Source organism: Akkermansia sp. KLE1798 (genome assembly GCF_001580195.1).
GTDB classification, from domain to species: domain Bacteria; phylum Verrucomicrobiota; class Verrucomicrobiia; order Verrucomicrobiales; family Akkermansiaceae; genus Akkermansia; species Akkermansia biwaensis.
In genome coordinates this window covers 61,312-81,726 of the sequence record NZ_KQ971088.1, presented here as the reverse complement: position 1 = coordinate 81,726, position 20,415 = coordinate 61,312, and the positions used below count along the sequence as shown (strand labels likewise).

The window sequence follows — 20,415 nt, the reverse complement described above, 5'->3', positions numbered from 1 at the left end:
GGATGCCGTCCGTTTTTTTCTTGTTTCCGTGGACGGAATACCTCCTCAGGCAGAGGAGGTATTTTTATATCTGAATAGATTTTTACTCCTTCAAAGAAGCATGAAACGTCTCGGGCTTCCCGGCAGTTGAATAGTCATACGCTTCCAGAAGGTGCCGCCTTTTGAGAAAGCCGGCTTTGCGGCGCTCGCCTTGTTTTCCGGCTATCCGAAGGGAGTTGTCCCGTTTCAAGCGCAAAAAAAGACGGCTCCGCATGATGCGGAGCCGCCGGAGATAGCGATGAACGCAATGTACTTAGAAATCCCACGAGAAGCCCAGCTTGATGATATGGTAGCCGGGATCGTTGTAGCCCTGGATCTGGTAGTATTCGTAGCCGATCACGAAGTCCGTGCTCCGGGACACGCTGAACTTGAAGCCGGCCTGGGCCGCCCAGGAAAATTTGGTGGTGGAAATGGTGCGGGACCGGCTGCCGTCTTCCAGACTGTGGATAGTGGCTTTCACGTCACCGTAAGTGGCGCCCGCCTTGCCGCCCAGGTAGAACATGGTGTAGTCGCCGATGGGCAGGTTCAGGGTATAGCCGGCCATCATCGGAATGTATGTGGAACGGAGGCTGGCGGTGTAGGGGCCGCTGATGCCCAGGTCGTGAACGCTGGGATGGTGGGAGCCGGCCAGAATGCCGCCGTTCAGGGAAATCTGGTGAACAATGCTGCCTGTTTCAATGTAGTTGAAAATGCTCAGATTGCCGCCGGCCACATTGGGCATGGCGTCCTTGGTGGCAATGCCGTAGGCCCCTTCCAGGGACATGCCGAACTGGCCGTCATATTTTTCAACATGATACGCGTTTGCGGCGGATACGGAGGCCGCAAGGGCCAAACCTAACAGTATAGTTTTGTTCATGTGGGATAAATGGTGAATTTAACTGTCCCGCATTCTTGTCAATTTTTACGTTTGAAGTCAAACAGAAATGTCATAATTACATGAAATCATGCCGGACGGGGGGATGAAATTGCTAAAACCGGCCTTTTACGCTACATTCCGCGGCATGGAGAAACAAACGTGCGATCTGCTGGTGACCGCCTCCCGTCTGATTACGGGGACGGAACAGCCCGGCGTGGACGGCAAGGCCGGAGTGGCCGTCCGGGACGGGAAGATTCTGGAAACGGGACCTGCGGAAAAGCTGGAGGCGGCCTGGATGCCTGCCGTCCGGCGCGATTTGGGAAATGCCCTGTTGATGCCCGGGCTGGTCAACGCGCATACGCATGTTCCGATGACTTTCCTGCGCGGTTTTGCGGACGACCTGCCTCTCATGGAATGGCTGACCAAGCACATTTTTCCGGTGGAGGCGCATCTGACGGACAGGATAGTCTCCCTGGGAGCGCGGCTGGGCATGTATGAAATGATGCGTACGGGCACGACCGCCTTTGTGGATTCCTATCTGCTGGAAATCAATGTTCTGCAGGAAGCTGAACGCATGGGTATGCGCTGTGCGGGAGGCGAGGCCCTTTTTGCATTCCCGTCCCCGGCCTATGACGGCTGGAACGGTGCGGAAGCCCTGTACCGTGAGCAGGCCGCCCGCTTTGGAGGATGCGGCAGGGTGCAGTTGGCGGTGATGCCCCACAGCGTGTATACCACGAGCGACGACGTTCTCAGGCGTTCCATGCAACTGGCGGAGGAACTGGACCTGATGCTCCACATTCATCTTTCCGAGTCTGCGGGGGAAGTGGGACAGTGCCGCTCCCTGCACCAGGACAGGAGGCCTGTGGCCTATGCCCGTGACATGGGCCTGCTGAACGAACGCGCCGTGCTGGCCCACATGGTGGATGTGACGGATGAGGAATTGGAAACGGTGGCGGCCTCCGGTGCGGCCATCGTGCACAATCCCGTGAGCAACCTGAAGCTGGCGTCCGGATTCGCCAGGGTGCAGGATATGCTGAAGGCAGGCATTCCCGTTTCCCTGGGGACGGACGGCGCATGCAGCAACAACAGCCTGGACATGTTTGAAACCATGAAGCTGGCGGCCATCCTTGCCAAGGGATGCACCGGGGACGCCACAGCCGTTCCCGCCATGAAAGCCCTGGGCATGGCAACCGTGGAAGGCGCACGCATTTTCCGTACGCCGGGCCTGGGAACGCTGGCCCCCGGAGCCCCCGCCGACATGATTGCCCTGGATTTGGACGAACCCAATTTGTGCCCGATCTTCAATGAAGTTTCCCACGCTGTTTATGCCGCCTCCGGCAAGGATTGCGTGTTCACGATGGTGAACGGCCGTGTCCTGTATGACGATGGCAGCTACACGGACGGCCTGTATGCGGATACCGCCGCGGAAATGCAGGACTTGGTGGAGTGGGTAAAAGGGAAAGTATAAAGTGGGCAAATAAGAGATTGGCAGCCAAAGATAAATAGGGAAAAGCCGTTCCATGTCCATGGGCGGATTGTCTCTGTGGCCTTTCATCTTTTGTCATTGAATCCCCCGGGAAGCCGGATGATCACATTCATTCTTTACCCGGCGGGGGAGATGCCTTTATAGTACGTTCATGCAATATGATTTGATCGTCATTGGTGGCGGCCCCGCCGGATATGTGGGCGCCATTCGCGCCGCCCAAATGGGAAAAACCGTGGCGTGCGTGGAGCGCGACCGGGTGGGGGGAACCTGCCTGAACTGGGGCTGCATTCCCACCAAGGCGCTCTTGAAGAATGCGGAAGCCTACCTGACCGTGACGAGCCGGGCCAAGGAATTCGGCATGACGGTGGAAGGCGTGAGCGTGGACTGGAGCGAGGTCATCGGCCGTTCCCGCAAGGTCAGCGACCGCCTGGCCGGCGGCGTGGGGTTCCTTTTCAAGAAAAACAAGGTGGAATCCGTTACCGGGGAAGCCTCCATCACGGCCCCCGGCAAGGTGGAAGTGAAAGCTGCCGACGGCACGACACAAGTGCTGGAAGGAAAGAACATCCTCATCAGTACCGGATGCGTGACCCGCACCGTTCCCAGCCTTCCGCTGAACGGCACTACCATCATCGGCTCCCGGGAAGCCATGGTTCTGGAGAAGCGGCCCGAAAGCATGATCATCATTGGTTCCGGGGCCATTGGCACGGAGTTTGCCTATATTTACAACTCGTTCGGCACGAAGGTGACGCTCATTGAAGCGCTGCCGCGCATCCTGCCCAATGAGGACGACGATTCCTGCCAGACGCTGGAGCGCGCCTTCAAGAAACAGGGCATCAAGACCATGACGGGCGCTTCCGTGGAGTCTGTCACGGAAACCTGCGACGGGAAGGTGAAGGCCCTCGTGAAAAACAGCAAGGGGCAGGAAGAGGAAATTACGGCGGATATTTGCCTGGTGGCTATCGGCGTGAAGCCGGTCGTTCCCGCCGCTTCCGGCCTGGAATTGACGGAAAAGGGATTCATCAAGGTCAACGACCGCTATGCCACGTCCATTCCCGGCGTTTATGCGGCGGGCGACGTGATTGGCGGTGTTCTGTTGGCCCATACGGCCACGTATGAAGCCGTGCAGGCGGTGGAAGGCATGTTCAATCCGGATTATCAGCCCAAACAGGTCGGCTTCTTCCCGAGCTGCACGTATTGTTATCCGCAGGTGGCCTCTGTCGGCAGCACGGAACGCGCCCTCAAGGAAGCGGGCGTGGAGTACAAGGTGGGGAAGTTCCCCTTCCAGGCCATTGGCAAGGCTGTGGCCGCCGGAGAACCGGACGGCTTCGTGAAGACTTTGTACGGCGCCAAGAACGGCGAATTGCTGGGGGCGCACATTGTGGGGCCGGAAGCTACGGAATTGATTGCCACGCTCGGCGTGAGCCTTCAAGCGGAATTGACGGATGAAGATATTCACGCCACGATTTTCGCCCATCCGACCTTGTCCGAAGCCATTCATGAATCCATGCTGGCCTCGGAGGGAATCGCCATCCACATGTAAGGATCATGCGGAAGAGCCCCGGAACGGGGCTCTTCCCGGCAATCCGTACCCGAACGAACGGTATTGACGGGCGTTGGCGCGCGTCTTACCTGTTTTGGCCGCAGGAAAGGATAGGAGAGTTCCATGGAAAACATGGGCTTCCGTGGACCGGCATCGTTTCCTTTGAGCCTTTGGGCCGTGATCATGGGTACGGGGGCTTGCATGGATGAAGTCCCGGCGGCAGATTCCGCATTTGCTTGTTTTTATTGTTCCTGCATGATTTGCAGGGAAACTCCATGAGGCTTTCTATGGTGCGGAATCATTTGGGAGAGGAAATTTCCATGTTCCGGTAGGTTTCCGTCAGGCGTTCGTATTCCTTGTTGGCCCAATCGCAGGAGGAGTGCGGGAGCTTCGTGTCCCCGTAGGCGTGGACGAGGGCAATGTCGTCCTTTTCCAGATTCATGAAGGGGAACCATTTTGTGCTCATGTTGTACACGCTTGGCATGGTTTTACAGCAGGGTCTTTTGATATCCCTGGTCGCGTTGTTGAAAATCAGCCTGTTGAGAATATCCTGGTCGTGCTGGGGCGGCATGGTGGGGAAGGAATAGGTTTCCAGGCTTTTTTCCCAGATTTGGTGTTTTACGAATGAACTTATATGGATGAGGGCTACGCCGGTGTTGTAGAAGCACGGGTGGTCGATTCCAAGAGAACGGTTGTGGTTCAGCACCCATTCCGGGTATTTCCAGATTCCCGTGTCAATGACCATGGCCATGCATTCGTGATCGATAAGCGGAGTTTCGTACAGCGCCTGCAGGGGCTTTCGGGCATACAGGTCCGTATCCAGCAGGAGCAGCCTGTCATCCGTCAGGAGATGGCTGACCGACTCTGTCCACGAGAGATCGAATTTATGATAAAAGTATTTTCTGGAATCGTTCCCGTCCAGGTCCTTCATTTTTTTCAGAAGGACCGATTGTTCATAGGGAACATTGAAGGGAACTCCATACACGGAAACGCGGGGGATTGGCAGGAAAAAGTCGCGCCATGTTTTTTCCTCCAGCTCCGTTTTCAGAAATACGTTGTAGCGGGTGGAGGAATCGTCACAGGAGACGATGCTCCAAAGGGCCACGGCGGCATGAAAGACATGATGGCGGTTGTTGGCGACGAAGTAGAGGTTCATATGGTTTTTTATTGGTATCTTTAGAAAAATGCCGAAATTGTGTTGAGACGGATTTCCGGCTTTTCCTTTCATTTTCTTTTCCAGAAGAGTTGATACTTCTTCCCTAATTTCCGGCATTAAAATGGTATCCGTTAAAAATGGACAACCTGTTCGGGAAGTCCAAAAGACGCATGATTCAGGAAAATGATGATTACCTATAAAACCCCGGCAAAGTGCTTGCAAGAGAAAACAAGTCGTTTTTAAAGAACGGATTAAGCGTCTGGATTCTAGTGGGAAAGAGATGCCTCCGTTCACTTTGCAACTGTTCCTGAGGGATGTTTTAGTATTTCAGGAAGGAAAATAATTGTTTTTAATATGGATGATTTTTTGGAATTTTATCAGATTAGGAACGAAGCTATATTTATGGTCAACAAGGGGTTTTAACCATATCGGATAGGAAGGGGGTAATGTAAAATTGCCAGCGATGGCGAATCTTCCATTTGGGGGAAGGAGTGGATTGACCTACTTGGTTCCTGATCCGGGTTTCCTAAGAGGAAGCTCCAGCGGAGGTTTGATCATGAGAAAGTAATGCTTAAAAGTCGCCCTGCAGGGAAGTGTAGAGTGATGAATAAGCTTTTTACCGATGGTAGCTTCTCTTCGACAGGCAACATAACGTATTCGGATGGGTGCGGATAGGAAGAGGAATAGCGATCTTTGAAAAGAAACGGTAATTTCTTGTTTATAAATATTTTTATAACGTCTCCTAAATATATCAACCATTACCGGAAGAAAAGGCCACAGGCCTTTTCTGTTTCTCCCGGAACGGCCCATGGCAGCCGCCAGTCTTCCGGGCATTTTCCAGGACGGCTGTACCAATCATTAAAACTAAAAACTCAATCATCAGACCATGAACAACTCTATTACTTTACTTGAAGCGGAATTTCCCCTGGACAAATGGGAAGGCCAACTGAAAGGCGACCAGCCCCATTTGAATGTGGAAGCTCCAGCTCCCGAAAAAACCACCCTTTGGGACGGCTACATCAAAATTGAAACCGCAGGCTCTTATGAAATCAAAATCGGCGCGGACGATTATGGTTATTTTACGCTGGGAGGCCAGACAGCCAGCATTGCCGATCCGGGACAATATCGGGAATCCGATCCTGTCACCGTGGAACTGGAAGCGGGATGGCACCAGGCCTTCCTTTCCCACACCAACATCGACTACAAGCCGGAATCCGGCAACGTCTCGCGCTTCGACTCCTATCTGAACGGAGTCCAGGTGGAACTCTACGACATCGTGCCCGCAGAAAACAAGCCGGTGGTGTGCAAGAAGGGATGTGACGGCAAGGAAGTTTGTGAGGACCCGGACGCCCCCAGCGGGGGAACCAGCCCCAGTTCCTCTCCATCCTCCGCCCGTATGTCCTCCCGGCTGGCCCGCTCCACGGTGTCCGGCTCCTCCGCAGGAACGAACGTGGCGGCGGATGCCTCCCAGGAAAGCATGTATTGGCAGTGCAACTTTGGCCTGTTCCGGGGATTGCCCGGCGTACCCGGAGGCCAGATTGAAATCGTGGAGGAGGACTTTACAGAACGCCTCTGGTCCCCCTCCGCCCTGTTGTTCCGCCATGTGCTGCACAGCAAATTGCTCAAACCCACGGAAGGCTTGAGCAACAACTGCATGGTAGCTGTTCAGAAAGGTTCCCTGCTGGCCTATTACTTCATCACCCAGGGGGAAGAGGACAACGGCAGTGTGGGCAACATCGGCTACAACACGCGCCTGACCAACCGCGCCCGGAGGCTGGGAGAAGATTTTACACCGGTCGTTTCCAATCCGGTTTACATTGAAGTGGCGGAAGCCAATGGCAGCAAGGTGGTCTATTCCGTGGAAACGGGAGATCCCGTGCGTTTTACGGCATCCAGCGGCCAGCAGCTCACGAAAGAGGATTTTCATGCTTTCATGGATGTGGTGTATGCGGAAGATGGTTCCCTGCGGCAGGTGAGCAATATTTCAGACGGCCTTGCCAGCGTGCAGGACGTGACGGAAGCGGGCTATACGCTGGCCCTGTACCTTCCTTCCCAAGTGGGGGCCAAGGATGAGACGACGGGGCTTTATGCCGTGACGGGAGAGCCGTTCAAGCGCTTTGTTTTTGCCCGAAATGAAGAAGGGGACAAGGCGAGCGTGACGGAAAGAACGCCCGGAAGGAATGATTTTGTCACAACCTGGTGGAAGAATGGAGAGGTATGGTGCCTGGGCAAGGGCACGGGAGACTCCGCTATTCATACGGTCAGGACACGCACAGAGGCCTCCGAAAAGGAATGGAACCTGCTGACGGAAGTGCGGATGGGGGAAGAAGGAATGGCGGTTTCCAGCCTGATGGAGAGCTACAAATCCACCCCGCAAGGCAATCTGCTGATGAGCAGAACGGAAGGCTACGGTTCCGGCATGGCCCGCACGACTTCTTATGAATATTCCGCCAACGGGGTTCTGACGAAAGAAACGCGTCCGGACGGTTCCGAAGTCAAGTACGAACAGGATCGTCTGGGCCGCCAGACTCTCGTTTCCACACCGTATAAAGGCTTTGCGGAAAAGAGAGTGAAGACGACCTACTGCGAAGCGAAGTTCAACGATCACGATCCCGCAGAAGTGACCACCATACTTCGGCAAAAGAACAAGGCGGACGTGCAGTTGAACCAGACGCTTTATACCTATACGGAAGAAAACGACGTCAGGCGCGTGGAAGAAAGGACGACTGCCCTTGGGGCTGAAGGAACGCGGCTGGAAGTGACGGAGACGTGGCTGGCCTCCGCGCCCAATTCGTATGCCAGGGGACGCCTCAAGATGCGCCAGGGTATTGACGGCGTACAGAGGGTTTATTCCTATGAACGTGCAATCCGGTATGGGGCGGCCTATACCGTGACGGAGGAAACGCAAATCGACGGAGCGCCCGTACCGGGGCAGAGCCGCCGAATGGTGTCCTTCATCTCGGCGGAAGGCAACACGGTCAGGACGGAGGAATACATCCTGCTGACGGATGGAACCTGGTCGCTGCTGGACAGCGCCGACTACGAGTTTGACCTTCAGAACCGCTGGACCAGGAAGACGCGCGGCAACGGACGGATAACGGAACGGGAACTGATGTGCGACGGGCGCGTTTTATGGCAGCGTGACGAAGACGGCATCCTGACCAGCTACGGCTATGACAGCGCAAGGCGGCTGGTGGAAATGATCCGCTCCGCGACGGAGACTACCCCTGAATCCATCATCTCCTATACGAGGGATGCCCTGGGGCGTGTGGTTGAGGAAAGAAAGGACATTGGAGCCATGAGCACTGTGCGCCGGACGGCTTATGACGTGCTGGGGCGCGTCAGTTCCGAGACGGATGAACTGGGAAGGGTTACGACCTACGCCTATAGCGACGACGGATTAACGACGACGGCGACGCTTCCCCGTGGAGCAACCCTGATTCGGACAACTGCCCCTGACGGTACTCTTCTCTACCAGGGAGGGACGGGTCAGAAGGAATTGTCCCACAGGATTGACATCCTTGAGGATGGCATCCGGAAAGTCACGCTGGAAGCGCAGGCTGAAGGAGACCCGGTAGCAACGTTCCGGGAAATCACCAACGGTTATGGGGAAATCATCCGCACGGCCACGGCCAATGCTCTGGGCAGTTTCTATTACAGCCGGTTCACGTATGATGAACGGGGGCATCTTGTCAAGACGGAGGTGGATGCGGGAACGCCTGCTACCGCTATGGCTCCAACCTTGAAGGAATACGACGCCTTTGGCAATGTAACGAAGGAAACATGGAAGCTGGACGATCATCCCGATGCCACCAATTCCCGCATCACGACTTATTCCTATGCAGCTGAACAGGGGGATGACGGCATCTACCGGCTCACGACCACGACTATGAACAACAGCCTGGGAACAACCTATTCCCTCACGGAAAAGGTCTTGATTTCCTCCCTGTCCGCGACATTGGAAAACAGGACGGTTTCTATTGACCCGAGAGGGCAGGAAACTGTTGCCTGGACGGAGTATGCCGGAGATGCCAAGCGAATCAGCAAGAACAAAATACCGGGTTGTGAAATTGCGGCAAGCTCCCTGATCGTGGATGGCATGGCTGTGTCCCGTACTGATTATGCCGGAGTAACGACAAGTATTGCCCGCAGCTACACGGAAACAGGCATTGTTCTCGCCTCCACGGATGCTCGTGGCAATGTGGCAACGACTGTCCAGGACATCGCCAGGCGGACAGTCAGTGTAACGGATGCTGCGGGGAATGCCACTACTTACGCTTATGGGGAACCGATCGACTCTCCTACTATTATCACGGACGCTCTGGGGCATACCTCCTGTTACGCCTATGACATGAGGGGGAGAAAGATTGCAGAATGGGGTACGGCCCTTCAGCCAGCCGTTTTCTCTTATGACAATGCCGACCATCTCACCAGCCTGCGCACGTTCCGGACAAGTGGTGAAACTATAACGACCGATCCCAGGGAAAGGACGGACGGGGACACGACCACCTGGACCTACCATAAGGCTGGCGGCCTGCCGATGCGCAAAACCTATCCGGATGGAACTCATGAAGATACGGCTTACAATATCCTGAACATGGTTGCCAACACCACGGATGCCCGTGGAGTGAGGACTACCTATGGATATGATTTGCCCAAGGGAGTGAACACGTCCGTTACGTTCAGTGACGGAACTCCTGGCATTGCCTATGCCTACAACCATCTGGCGCAGATGACCCGCGTGACGGACGATGCCGGAACCCGGGAATTCTCCTACAACCAGTACAATGAACTGGAGGCGGAAACAACGGCGGGACTGGTGCCGGGCATCCTGACGTACCGGAAGGACAACCTAGGCAGGGACGGCGGTTACAGCCTGGAATACGGCAATGCCACTGTTCTGCAGACGGCGCTGAGTTATGATGATGCCGGAAGGCTTTCCACCGTTGCCCTCAATGAAGCCGCAACTCCGTTTACCTATGGCTACAATGCCAATAACGGTTTGCTGGAGACGCTGAACTATCCCAATACGCTGAAGAGATGGTACACATGGGAAGAAAAGCGAGACTTGGTCATTAAAGTGGATTATCTGCGTCCGGGAGGTCAGAATTATCCGGCCAAGGTTGATTACACCTATGACTCCCTGGGACGTCCCGTGACGAAAAAGGATTATTTCAACACACCCAGTCCCGATTTGACACATGCCTACACGTATAATGACCGTGGCGAGCTGACTGCCGATGCCATGAGCCGTGGAGGAACCTACAGCTACGCCTATGACAATATCGGGAACCGGGAAATGTCCCGGGAAGGCACGGCTGTTCCCACTGCGTATGAAACCAATGAACTCAACCAGTATATTTCCATTGGGGAAGGAGAGCTGGCTGCGTTCGTTCCGGAACATGACGCCGCCGGGAACCAGACGAAAATCAGGACAGCCACGGGAGAATGGACCGTTGCCTACAATGCCTTGAATCAGGCGGTGAGCTTCACGCAAGGTGACAAACGTGTGAAATGCCGTTACGACTACCGGGGAAGACGTGTGGAGAAATCCGTGTACGAAGAGGAAGCCCTTGTTACACGCAAACGTTTCCTGTACCGCAACTACCTGCAAATTGCGGAGCTGGATGCCACCGATACAACGGAGGAGGCAACACCTATCCTGCGCAAGACCTACCTGTGGGACCCGATGGAATCTTCAGCGACACGCATTCTTGCCATGAGCCTGTTTGATGAAGCGGGAACTTACCAGGAAGACCTGTACTACACGCATGACTTGTTGAAAAACACAATGGCATTGTTTGGCATCCAGGCAGGAAGAAGGGCCTTGTACGAATACGGCCCTTATGGTAAGATAACCAAAATGGAAGGCAATGCAGCCGAACAGAATCCGTTCCGCTTCTCAAGCGAGTATGCTGATGACGAAATGGGATTGGTTTATTACAATTACCGCTATCTCAATCCTATGGATGGCAGATGGATTAGTAGAGACCCTCTTCAAGAAGAAGAAAATGAAAATTTATATGTTTTTGTTTTCAATAATTCACTTATCAGTTTTGATCGGTTAGGATTATCCGGTTTTGATATTTGGGAAGAAGGTTGGGATTGTCAATCAGCCAGAAAACAGCTCGAAGCTCAAATACGTTCATGGAAAGCAAACAAACTCAAATTGGCTGCCTATTTTATGGAGAAATTTTTAGATAAGAATACGCCTGGAGAGATTACTGTGCCCGACGAATACATCAAAGATATGTTGAAGAAAAGTGGTAACTCTTTGTGCGAGGATTTGAAAAAACATGCTCCTAAAGAAATAGGGGAAATAGTAGAAAAAGAAAATCAAGAATTTAGATACTTGAAAGATATTTATTTGTTATATTCTTACGGTGGTGTTAGATCTGATTTTAAAATTAAAAAAACTAAAGATAATGAGTTTGAATCAGACACTACATTGAAAGATATATATATCTTTGATACAGGTAAAAAGGGAGAAGTCTCATCCATACATCCAAGTTATTCAGCTGCAAGATATATGGAAAGAAATTGTAATGAAGAAATCAAGAACTTTAGTAGCACTGCTTCTTTTAAAATGACTTGTAGATGTAATATATGGACAGGTAAATATACTTATATAGAATAATATTGTTTAAACTTTTACTAAATATGACTGCATTCAGAAAATTATGTTATTTATTGTTTGTCTTGTTCTCATTGGGGAATTTAACTATGGCTCAATGTTCTAAAAATGATTTTTATTTAGAGCGAGATATTCAGAAGCAAGCTATATTACATAGTTGGATTAACATTATGACTGAATGCAGTCATATATTGTCAAAAGTGAATAGTTTTGATTCTGCTAAAGTCGCCAATAAAGATATAAATAAAGCCAATATTTCATTGGAAAAATTGGAACAAAAAGGATATAACAAGTATATAGATTTTAATGAGTTCAATATTTTATGGAAATTGAATGATTCTTATTCTAAATCTTATCAACAATCCAAGAAGAATATTATTGATGCAATGATATTTTTGGAAGACAATAATTTGTTAAATAAAATAAAACCTAATAATATGGCAATATCTTATAATAATTTTATTGGAAAAACTGAAATAGTGATTTCAGAATATATCCATGCGAAATTTATGCAGGAAATTTTGATTGTAAGAGACTATTTATCCTTGTTGGAATTGTTGAAAAACAAGAATATAGAAGATGAAGATTTAGATGTTTTGGAAGATAAAATGAAAATTCTGATGGAAAGTTTGGAAAAACATATTCCGGAATTGAATGAATTTGAAATGCAGATATTTTCTGCTTTCTTGAGTAAAGAATGGCTTGTTATAACAGATTTGTATTTGAAAGAAATAAAGACAATGGCAGAAAATAATTTTTATAATAATAAAAAGCTTATGTATATTGTATTATGTGGATATGTGGATATCAGTAATCAATTTATTAAGTATTTTAATATTAATAAATATAATTTGGAAAATAATAATAGGCAATCTCTTTCCTTTCCAAATTGGATAAGCTGGGGATTCCGAAAAGGATTAAAAAAAGGAATTTTCATACTTGAAGATTAATCCTTTTTTCTAAATAAATTAATTGAAGAGCTTTGAACTATTCTATTGCTCTTTCTGGTTATGATTATTTATTATTTTTTGAATTCCAGTGTTATTATTGTCTGCTATTCCAGATGCCGGGAGAGCTCCTAGGGGTAAAGAAGGACTTTCTCCGGCTGAGTATGCTTGGCAGCCTTTCTTTCCAGGCAGAACGTCCCGTGGCTGGATGATACGGAACTGGCAGAACCTCCATTGCATGCCTTGGTGCCATGGCGGCCTGTTTGTGATTCGTTCCCGCTGTGCTCCCCTTGGCCCGGATTCTGACCGATCCCTGCTGCCAACGCGGAAGATTTCATCATCTTTGAGGAAAGTGATACTGCTCCGCTGGTGGAAGCCACTGTCGTGTGCAAGATTTTGGAAAAAGGAACTAAGCACTCATCCGGAAACGCATCTCCTGCGCTTCTTCCATTCCCTTTCAGCACAAGGTTCATTTGCCAGGAGCACCTGGAGGTGGAGCCTCTTTGCGCTTTTTCGTGTTCCAGTCCCACAGGAAATGTAGCAAGACCCCCACAAGGTTAAATTCTAATAATTTAAGAAATTAATTATCCTTAACAATATTATATATGAACCATGAGGAAGATCATCATCGCATTTATTGTAATCATTGTACAAATATCTTGCTCACCTTCTTCTCAAAAAGAATCTAATTTCCCAAAAAATTATGATGATTTATCATCATATTTAAATTGGAAGGATCAGGAAAATATGGAGATGGCTTTTTTGAGGCCGTTTGAATATAGAAAAAACACCTTCTTCATCATTATTCCTCAAGAGAATATTGTTTTATTCGAAAGAAAATCAGATAGTAATCTTGAGAAAAGCGTTTTTGACGTATATGATATGCAATTACCCAGCAATCAAGAGGATAATGTTAAACTAGCATTTCGTCAGGGGAGGTACAGCAATTCGGATCAATTTAATTATCTTATGAATTGTTTTTCCAATGTACTCATTTTTAGAGAAACAATAGAAATAAGGGAAAATAATTTTGATATTCTTGAAAATATTATTCGTGGTCTATGCGTGGAAGATTTGAATATTGTTGATGATTGGACCAAAATTCATATTGTGAAAAAATTAAGAAGCATCAGTATTAGTGTTCAGGGTGCAATAACAATACAAACGACTACATTTCATTACGAATATATTGATAATAAAACACCAGCCAAAAAAATAGATGAATCCTACTATTTCAGATTAAATTAGGGACCGATCTATATAGTATTTATTTTTATAGAAATAGAAAGAGATTTGAATTAGAATTTCATGTCTCTTTTATGTTATGAGTTTCAGTATGAGAGGATTTTCTCTACCCGGAAATTATGGAAAGGAGGAAAAGAAGGAATCCTTACCACGCAGAAGCTTTGCAAGGATTCGAAAAGGGAGATGATGGATTTGTGATAAATTATCATCAGATCGTTACATTAATCTGTAACACTTCTCCAACACACGTATCGCAAAAAAGGCGATCACCCGGAGCCGTTCCTTTGAATGTGAACCGTATCAATATGGCCGAATTGAACTACAGAGAATTTTTCCTCGAAGTGAATGGAAATCACGGTTTCTTTCACGATGTTTACGGCGTCCATGTCGAAGCCCGCTTCCTCCAACAGGATGTCGATTTAATCATGCGGCCGGAACTTGTGAAATTTGGCGTTTTCCCACATGCTGTACACTTGGTCTTTGGAACGCCGCATCGGACAGACGCATGCATACTTCTTGGTGTTGGAGTGCCGATGTTGATTAAAGACAGGGAATCGGTGATCAGGAAGCAGACGCCGGGCTACAGGCCAATGAAGCTGACCTGAAGGAGCTGGAGGTCATAGTCGTTATTTACGATTTACGATTTTTCCAGGACATCATGCTGAACGCCTGCCGCGTTGTGATGGTCACGCACAGAGTGCTGCCGTTGAGGGTATGGCGAGCCTGCATGAAGGTTTTGGCAAAGAGCAGCTTGTCGAGAGCTACTGGGGCGCAGGCCAGCCAAAGGCTGGAATAAATTCAATGAGAAACTGTTTAAGATATGGAAACGAGACTGCACTTCTTTTTATGTTTCTATGATTTCGGTTGCAATTTAAGAAGGGTTTTTAAATTGATGGACACATTCAGGGATATTGATTTGCCTGAGATGGCTTTTTCCAGATTTTTATTTCCAAAATATTGAGAGGATTTTATTCTGGCCCATTCCTGATGAAATTGCTGCATTGCTTTTTGATAAGCGGGCTCCCAGGTCTGAAGCATATATTCGGAGTTTTTTTCAGACTGGGGACTCCTGTTGAGCAGGGAAATTTGAAAACGAAGGGAATTAAATAATGAGACCAGGCTCTCCTCATTCGCTTCCGCCGTGTTCCGATCTGTGATCCTGGCGGCGGCTGCACTTAAATGGGGAAGAATTTCCAGAATGCCATCCATGATTTTGCGGGGGCTGGGATGCGCACAGAGCGCTTCCATGAGTTGCGCCTCCTTGCTCCCTTTCTGTGCACCTTCCCGGAAGAGTAGCCTCGCCGCATTCATGTCTTTTTCACGGTACATCGCAAAAAAAGCCTGGAGCAAATAGGGATATCCCTTATTTTTCTCAAAAGCATTGATGCAGTCCTGATCGGAAAGATAGGATTGATGCTTGTCCAGACAGCCCTCAAGGATGGAGCGCTTTGTTTCCAGCATAAGTTCAAATTCAATTTCCAACAGGTTTCTTTTTTGCAGGTCACGCAACAGGTCTAATGTATCCTTGAGCTGCTGGTTAACAGTTACCAGGGAGGCATACAATTCTTTTGCTTCATCTTCCGTTGCCTCGTACTTTGCGGGGTTGCTCCGAATGCTGTCCCCTAGAATAACATTGTTGAGTACAGCACGTTCCCAAAGAAAGGAAATTGTCTCTTCCTTGTTTTGTCCGGTTTCCGGCGTTGTAATGGAATCGAGAACGTCTTTTAGTTGTTTACAATCTTGCAAGATATTATGGACCAGCAAGACGCCGTATTTGAATGAAGAAATGTCTGTTCCAAGGTCGTTTTGCTGCAGATCGGGTGATTTTTTCTGTCCAGATTCTGCAGCCTCCCGGGTGAAGGAACCTTGGGCCCCGCTCATCCATAGGATGCATGTCAATACCAACAATTTTGAGAGATACATATAATGAATGTTATGAAATAGAACAAGATGTTTAGAAGGAGTAGTTTATTGTGGTTGGTCTGAGGTAGCTGGCTCAAATTTTCTCCCTTGCATGCTGGTACTCCCGGAGGATAAAGCACATGGTACATTGTACATTAACACGGCCTATTTTCACGTCCAGTAATTTCAATCCTGCTTTAACCGAGAAATCCTGCTGGCCTGCAAGGCCCAACTTGCTGTGGAATTTATCTTGCGGGAGAGAAGCAACACGTCTTTTTTTAGCCGGATCATTTGTCTATATTGTTGTGAAGGGGGAATTGATCAGAAATGGAAGGATTTATGATGAAGGATGGTAATTGTTGTGAGAGGCTGGCGGTAACGCTGTTTTATGGGCGAAAGCTTTGTCCGCGAATGCGTCTGTACCCAAGTCGGCGAAAGGATGTCTGGTTGCAACCAAAAAGAAGCAGAAACCAAGAGAATGGTCCGTATGATGGCATGGTTGTTGCTGCTGGGGGCCTCCAGGGATGGAAACGTAGCCTGAACAGGTTATATAATCCGGTGGTTTTTCACGTGTGGGGAAGCGCCGGATGGAGATTATACGATGGCAAGGTGTGTAAGACGTATCTGGATGGAGGGCGATTCATTAAACGAATCGGACGTGAGAGCATTTATCAGGTAATTATCTGATAAAATAGTGTTGCCACTATTTTCCGGCATTGCGTCGTTCTTCCTCCTGGTCAAGGAAAGGGTGCAGGAGATTCCTTCGGGGTAAAACACCGTAACCCAATAACACGATTTCCCATGTTTCCCTTCTTGAAGCATGGGAAATCGTTCTGCGGGGGCTTCCCCCCGATTTAGCAATCGGAAGGGCTGTTCCAGTCTCGGGCAGTCCTTTTCCGTTTATTGTTTTTCTGAAGATTTTTTCAACATGAATGAGATGTTTCCACCTATATTTTCTTCCAGTAAAGAATAAGCATTGCCCGCATCAGATGTCTTAAAATAAAGGAATAATAGATATGTAACCAGTGAAGGTTTCCCATTCTTTATCTCTGCCAATGTGATGATCAACTTGTCATTCCCTATTTTTTCACAAGTATAACTTCCTGAAGTCTGTCCCTTTGTCCATTGGTCTTTGGAAAATATGATCGTAACATCGTAGGGAGAATTTGAAGTATATGCTCCTTGTATTTTGTTTTCTTTATTTTTTTCGTAGTAGTCTCCAATTCCTCCATTTCTGACGATTGCACCATTGTCAAGAGCAAGCTGATAGTAGCTGATATAAAGGTATTTTAACTCTTTACTCGTCATGGTCAGCGTATACCCGTCAAGAGAATCGGGGATCGTAATGGCTTGGTCGCTAGGATGAGAAATGCTTTTTTCTTCTGCCGACATGGAAGGATGAGCGGAGAGCAGAAAAGCACATGCGCTTATTGGCAATAATATATTCATGGTGAAGTAACGCTAATAACCAGGATCATCTTTACTATATCAATGATGAAGTAGTAATCAACACGTTTTATAAGTGATCATTGCTGATTCAGTGAATGATGGGTATAGCGTGATCTATTGGCATCACGCAATGCGTCACCAATCACAGCAGAACCCAGAGATTCAGCTCTGCCTATTTTGGCTCACCATCAAAATCAGTAGATGAACACGCAAAAAAACTGCCCGGAAGGAGCAAGTTGGAAAAGAAAAAATGGAGCGGATGATGGGATTCGAACCCACGACATCAACCTTGGCAAGGTTGCGCTCTACCCCTGAGCTACATCCGCTTTGGATGACCGGCTGCCTTGCGGCGTCCGTGTGGCAGAAAATATATATGGGGATTCGAATTTGGCAAGATTTTTTTAGAGAAAAGTCCGTCTTTTTCCCAGGAAGCTGTCTGAAAATTACCGTTTGCCGTGTGGCGGATGGAAGTCCCCATATTTATCAGAGGCATCTTGAAGGAAGAGGGAGGGGAGTTTGCTTGTCCAGACTATTCCTATTTCACGGAGAACCTTGTCAGCAAAGTGTCTGTCGCGTTCAGATCGTCCCCGTTTTTCAGGTGGACATGAACGAATAGGTGATTCCGCCTGGCTGTTATCACGCCATACAATCATTCCAAGGACGGTAGAGATTGGCATTCAGGAAGATAAACCAGAGGTCTATGGTTTTATGCTTTATGAGGGATTAAAAGATAGAGAAGTCTGGTGCCCGATATCCGATAGAAGTGTTTTTCTGAACAAAGTGTCGGAGGACTGGAAGAATCTCTGCCGCATGAAAAACGGGACTGTTCCGGGAAGGCTCGTTTACCTTGCCGCGGAACAGTCCCGTGAAAGCGGATGGTTTTATGAGAGGGTCAGTAGCTTCTGGCCCAGAGGACGCGGCGTTCCGTCAGGCGGCCCGTGAGGATGCACGGGGCGGGGTCTCCGTGGCCCAGTTTTCCCAGAGGAATGCAGCGGATGGAGATGCGCAGGCGTTTGGCGAGTTCTTCCTCCTCTTCCGGAGAGCCGTCCCACGGCACTTGCAGCCAGTCGGCGTCTCCTTCTCCGGAGAAGTTTTCTTCCAGTTCCCGGAGTGTGGAGGCGGGGCGGATGTGAGCGTCCCGGAAGGCAACAGCCTTGTTGAGCAGGGTGTCCTGAATGTTCTGGAGAATATCCGTGATGGTGTCCGCCAATTCCGTTTCAGGAAGGAAGGTTTTTTCGTTGGGGGCCTGGTCGCGCCGCTGGAAGCAGACGGAGCCTTTTTCCAGGTCGCGGGGGCCTATTTCCAAGCGAACGGGCACGCCTTTCTTGACCCATTCCCATTTTTTGGCGCCGCCGCCCAGGTCGCGCCTGTCCACCAGAACGCGGAGGGGCTGGCCGTGGAAGGTTTTGGCGCGGAGGGTGCGGGCCAGTTCCTCGCAGTGGTCCAGAACCGCCTGGCGCGTGTCTTCCTTGGGAGTAACGGGAATGATGACTACCTGCTGGGGAGCTACGCGGGGCGGGCATACCAGGCCGTCGTCGTCGGAGTGCATCATGATCAGGGCGCCGATCATGCGGGTGGAGACGCCCCAGGAACTGGTCCACGCGAATTGCTGGGTGTTGTCCCGTCCGGCAAAGCAGATGTTCTGCGATTTGGAGAAGTTCTGGCCCAGGAAGTGGGAGGTGCCCGCCTGGATGGCCTTCCGGTCCTGTACCATGGCTTCCACGGTGTAGGTCTGTTCCGCTCCGGGAAAGCGTTCCGCTTCCGTTTTTTCTCCGGGGATGGTGGGGATGGCGAGCACATCGCGCTGGAATTCCTCATACACCTTGTGCATGGTGAGGGTTTCTTCAATGGCTTCCTCCCGCGTTTCATGGGCGGTGTGGCCTTCCTGCCACAGGAATTCCGCGGTACGCAGGAAGATGCGGGGCCTCATTTCCCAGCGCATGACGTTGCACCACTGGTTGATTTTAAGGGGGAGATCGCGGTAGCTGGACGTCCAGCGCGCGAAGGCTGCGCCGATAACGGTTTCCGATGTGGGGCGGATGACGAAGGGTTCCGTGAGCTCCCCGGTAGGGATCATGTGTGTTTTTCCGGTGGCTTCATCTTTCTGGGCTTCCAGCCTGTGGTGGGTGACTACGGCGCATTCCGTGGCAAAGCCTTCGGCATGCTCGGCTTCCTTTTCCAGGTAGGAGATGGGGATGAGCAGGGGGAAGTAGGCATTGGTGTGGCCGGTGTCCTTGAAGCGCTGGTCCAGGTCTTTCTGGATGAGTTCCCAGATGGCGTAGCCCCACGGCTTGATGACCATGCAGCCGCGCACTTCGGAGTTTTCCGCCATGTCGGCTCCCTTGATGACTTGCTGGTACCACTCGGGGAAGTCCTGGGCGCGGGTGGGGGTGATTGCGGTTTGTTGAGACATATGGATGGTGTGTTGAAAGGGAGGGGAGAGCCCGCGAATGCATTAAAAGGGGGCGTTTTTATATTCCCGGTAGTTGCTGAAGGCAAAGAGGGCCATGAATATGGGGATAAAATAGCCGTGGAAGAGCTGGAAGCTGACCAGGCCGATGGCGATGGAGGTGATGAATCCGGTCATGAATACTTTTTTTGGGGACCGGACGAATTGGGCGACCAGCTGGCCGCCGTCCAGGGGATAGATGGGCAGCAGGTTGAGGACAGTCCACCATTCGCCGATCATGATGAGGCAGGAGAGGATGTACAGCTTGGGGGAGACGGCCGTTGCCAGGTAGGGATAGAGCACCAGATCCCAGAAGTCCTTTCCGTTGGCGGTCAGAACGGGACCGACGATGTTCCACGCAACCAGGATGCTGATGACGCCCAGAACCAGCGTCATCATGGGACCCGCCAGAATCATCAGGACGCGTCCGGCGCGGGTAAGCTGCATGCCGTGGCTGCTGGTTACGCCGCCGAAGAGTTCCAGGATAATGGTTTGCTGGCCTCCCCCCAGTTTGCGCCCCACCAGGGCATGCCCCAGTTCATGGGAAAGAATGGCAATGAACCCGGCAATGACGAAGAGGGCCGGATAAATGAGGGATTCCACACTGCTTACGCCGAGTATGCCGCCGAAGATGGCCAGCACTATCCAGAATGTGGGGCGGATATAGATGGGTATCCCGAACAGCGTGAAGTGAATCATGCGCGAGAGGGTA

At 50.0% G+C, this 20,415-nt stretch carries 12 protein-coding genes and 1 tRNA gene; 6 read left to right on the top strand and 7 right to left on the bottom strand.

Going from position 1 to position 20,415, the window contains the following annotated elements; genetic code table 11:
• Positions 1-292 precede the first annotated feature (292 nt).
• Positions 293-895 carry a porin family protein gene (locus HMPREF3039_RS09050; protein WP_082770206.1) on the bottom strand — a complete coding sequence of 201 codons (603 nt, stop codon included), beginning with the start codon at positions 893-895 and terminating at the stop codon, positions 293-295.
• A 145-nt stretch (positions 896-1,040) separates the two neighbouring features.
• Between HMPREF3039_RS09050 and HMPREF3039_RS09045 the strand changes: the two genes are divergently transcribed.
• Entirely contained in the window at positions 1,041-2,363 is a 1,323-nt protein-coding gene (locus tag HMPREF3039_RS09045; protein ID WP_067570078.1) for an amidohydrolase family protein, read from the top strand.
• Positions 2,364-2,532: 169 nt separating this feature from the next.
• Positions 2,533-3,921, top strand: coding sequence for a dihydrolipoyl dehydrogenase (lpdA, locus tag HMPREF3039_RS09040; RefSeq protein WP_067569953.1), 1,389 nt, complete (start codon positions 2,533-2,535; stop codon positions 3,919-3,921).
• 298 nt (positions 3,922-4,219) lie between these two features.
• On the opposite strand, the gene HMPREF3039_RS09035 is transcribed toward lpdA, so the two are convergent.
• Positions 4,220-5,077 carry a glycosyltransferase gene (locus HMPREF3039_RS09035; protein ID WP_067569950.1) on the bottom strand — a complete coding sequence of 286 codons (858 nt, stop codon included), beginning with the start codon at positions 5,075-5,077 and terminating at the stop codon, positions 4,220-4,222.
• A gap of 886 nt (positions 5,078-5,963) precedes the next feature.
• On the opposite strand from HMPREF3039_RS09035, the gene HMPREF3039_RS09030 reads away from it, so the two are divergent.
• From HMPREF3039_RS09030 to HMPREF3039_RS13835, 4 genes are all read left to right on the top strand, one after another.
• Positions 5,964-11,714, top strand: coding sequence for an RHS repeat-associated core domain-containing protein (locus HMPREF3039_RS09030; RefSeq protein WP_067569948.1), 5,751 nt, complete (start codon positions 5,964-5,966; stop codon positions 11,712-11,714).
• A 23-nt stretch (positions 11,715-11,737) separates the two neighbouring features.
• Entirely contained in the window at positions 11,738-12,661 is a 924-nt protein-coding gene (locus HMPREF3039_RS09025) for a hypothetical protein (RefSeq protein WP_147549973.1), read from the top strand.
• A 609-nt stretch (positions 12,662-13,270) separates the two neighbouring features.
• Complete coding sequence (locus tag HMPREF3039_RS09020; protein ID WP_147549976.1) at positions 13,271-13,906, top strand: hypothetical protein; 636 nt, start codon at positions 13,271-13,273, stop codon at positions 13,904-13,906.
• Positions 13,907-14,208: 302 nt separating this feature from the next.
• Positions 14,209-14,508, top strand: a complete 300-nt coding sequence (locus HMPREF3039_RS13835) for a hypothetical protein (RefSeq protein WP_147549979.1) — start codon at positions 14,209-14,211, stop codon at positions 14,506-14,508.
• A 247-nt stretch (positions 14,509-14,755) separates the two neighbouring features.
• Here HMPREF3039_RS13835 and HMPREF3039_RS09015 read toward each other — a convergent pair whose 3' ends face one another.
• From HMPREF3039_RS09015 to HMPREF3039_RS08995, 5 genes are all read right to left on the bottom strand, one after another.
• A complete protein-coding gene (locus tag HMPREF3039_RS09015; protein WP_067982497.1) occupies positions 14,756-15,784 on the bottom strand; it encodes a hypothetical protein in 1,029 nt (342 codons plus the stop codon).
• A gap of 921 nt (positions 15,785-16,705) precedes the next feature.
• The gene (locus HMPREF3039_RS09010; RefSeq protein WP_067982501.1) at positions 16,706-17,254 is read right to left on the bottom strand and encodes a hypothetical protein; all 549 of its coding nucleotides are present in this window, start codon (positions 17,252-17,254) and stop codon (positions 16,706-16,708) included.
• Positions 17,255-17,505: 251 nt separating this feature from the next.
• Positions 17,506-17,580: transfer RNA gene (locus HMPREF3039_RS09005), tRNA-Gly, on the bottom strand.
• A gap of 566 nt (positions 17,581-18,146) precedes the next feature.
• The gene (proS, locus tag HMPREF3039_RS09000) at positions 18,147-19,667 is read right to left on the bottom strand and encodes a proline--tRNA ligase (protein WP_067569939.1); all 1,521 of its coding nucleotides are present in this window, start codon (positions 19,665-19,667) and stop codon (positions 18,147-18,149) included.
• Positions 19,668-19,709: 42 nt separating this feature from the next.
• Positions 19,710-20,402: a site-2 protease family protein gene (locus tag HMPREF3039_RS08995; protein WP_067569936.1), complete on the bottom strand. Its 693-nt coding sequence runs from the start codon at positions 20,400-20,402 to the stop codon at positions 19,710-19,712.
• Positions 20,403-20,415: the final 13 nt, after the last annotated feature.

Coding starts and splice junctions, on each gene's coding strand:
- HMPREF3039_RS09035 (WP_067569950.1), bottom strand. CDS start 5,077: ATGAACCTCTACTTCGTCGCCAACAACCGCCATCATGTCTTTCATGCC.
- HMPREF3039_RS09010 (WP_067982501.1), bottom strand. CDS start 17,254: ATGAATATATTATTGCCAATAAGCGCATGTGCTTTTCTGCTCTCCGCT.
- proS (WP_067569939.1), bottom strand. CDS start 19,667: ATGTCTCAACAAACCGCAATCACCCCCACCCGCGCCCAGGACTTCCCC.
- HMPREF3039_RS09020 (WP_147549976.1), top strand. CDS start 13,271: ATGAGGAAGATCATCATCGCATTTATTGTAATCATTGTACAAATATCT.
- lpdA (WP_067569953.1), top strand. CDS start 2,533: ATGCAATATGATTTGATCGTCATTGGTGGCGGCCCCGCCGGATATGTG.
- HMPREF3039_RS09050 (WP_082770206.1), bottom strand. CDS start 895: ATGAACAAAACTATACTGTTAGGTTTGGCCCTTGCGGCCTCCGTATCC.
- HMPREF3039_RS13835 (WP_147549979.1), top strand. CDS start 14,209: ATGGCCGAATTGAACTACAGAGAATTTTTCCTCGAAGTGAATGGAAAT.
- HMPREF3039_RS09015 (WP_067982497.1), bottom strand. CDS start 15,784: ATGAGCGGGGCCCAAGGTTCCTTCACCCGGGAGGCTGCAGAATCTGGA.
- HMPREF3039_RS09025 (WP_147549973.1), top strand. CDS start 11,738: ATGACTGCATTCAGAAAATTATGTTATTTATTGTTTGTCTTGTTCTCA.
- HMPREF3039_RS08995 (WP_067569936.1), bottom strand. CDS start 20,402: ATGATTCACTTCACGCTGTTCGGGATACCCATCTATATCCGCCCCACA.
- HMPREF3039_RS09030 (WP_067569948.1), top strand. CDS start 5,964: ATGAACAACTCTATTACTTTACTTGAAGCGGAATTTCCCCTGGACAAA.
- HMPREF3039_RS09045 (WP_067570078.1), top strand. CDS start 1,041: ATGGAGAAACAAACGTGCGATCTGCTGGTGACCGCCTCCCGTCTGATT.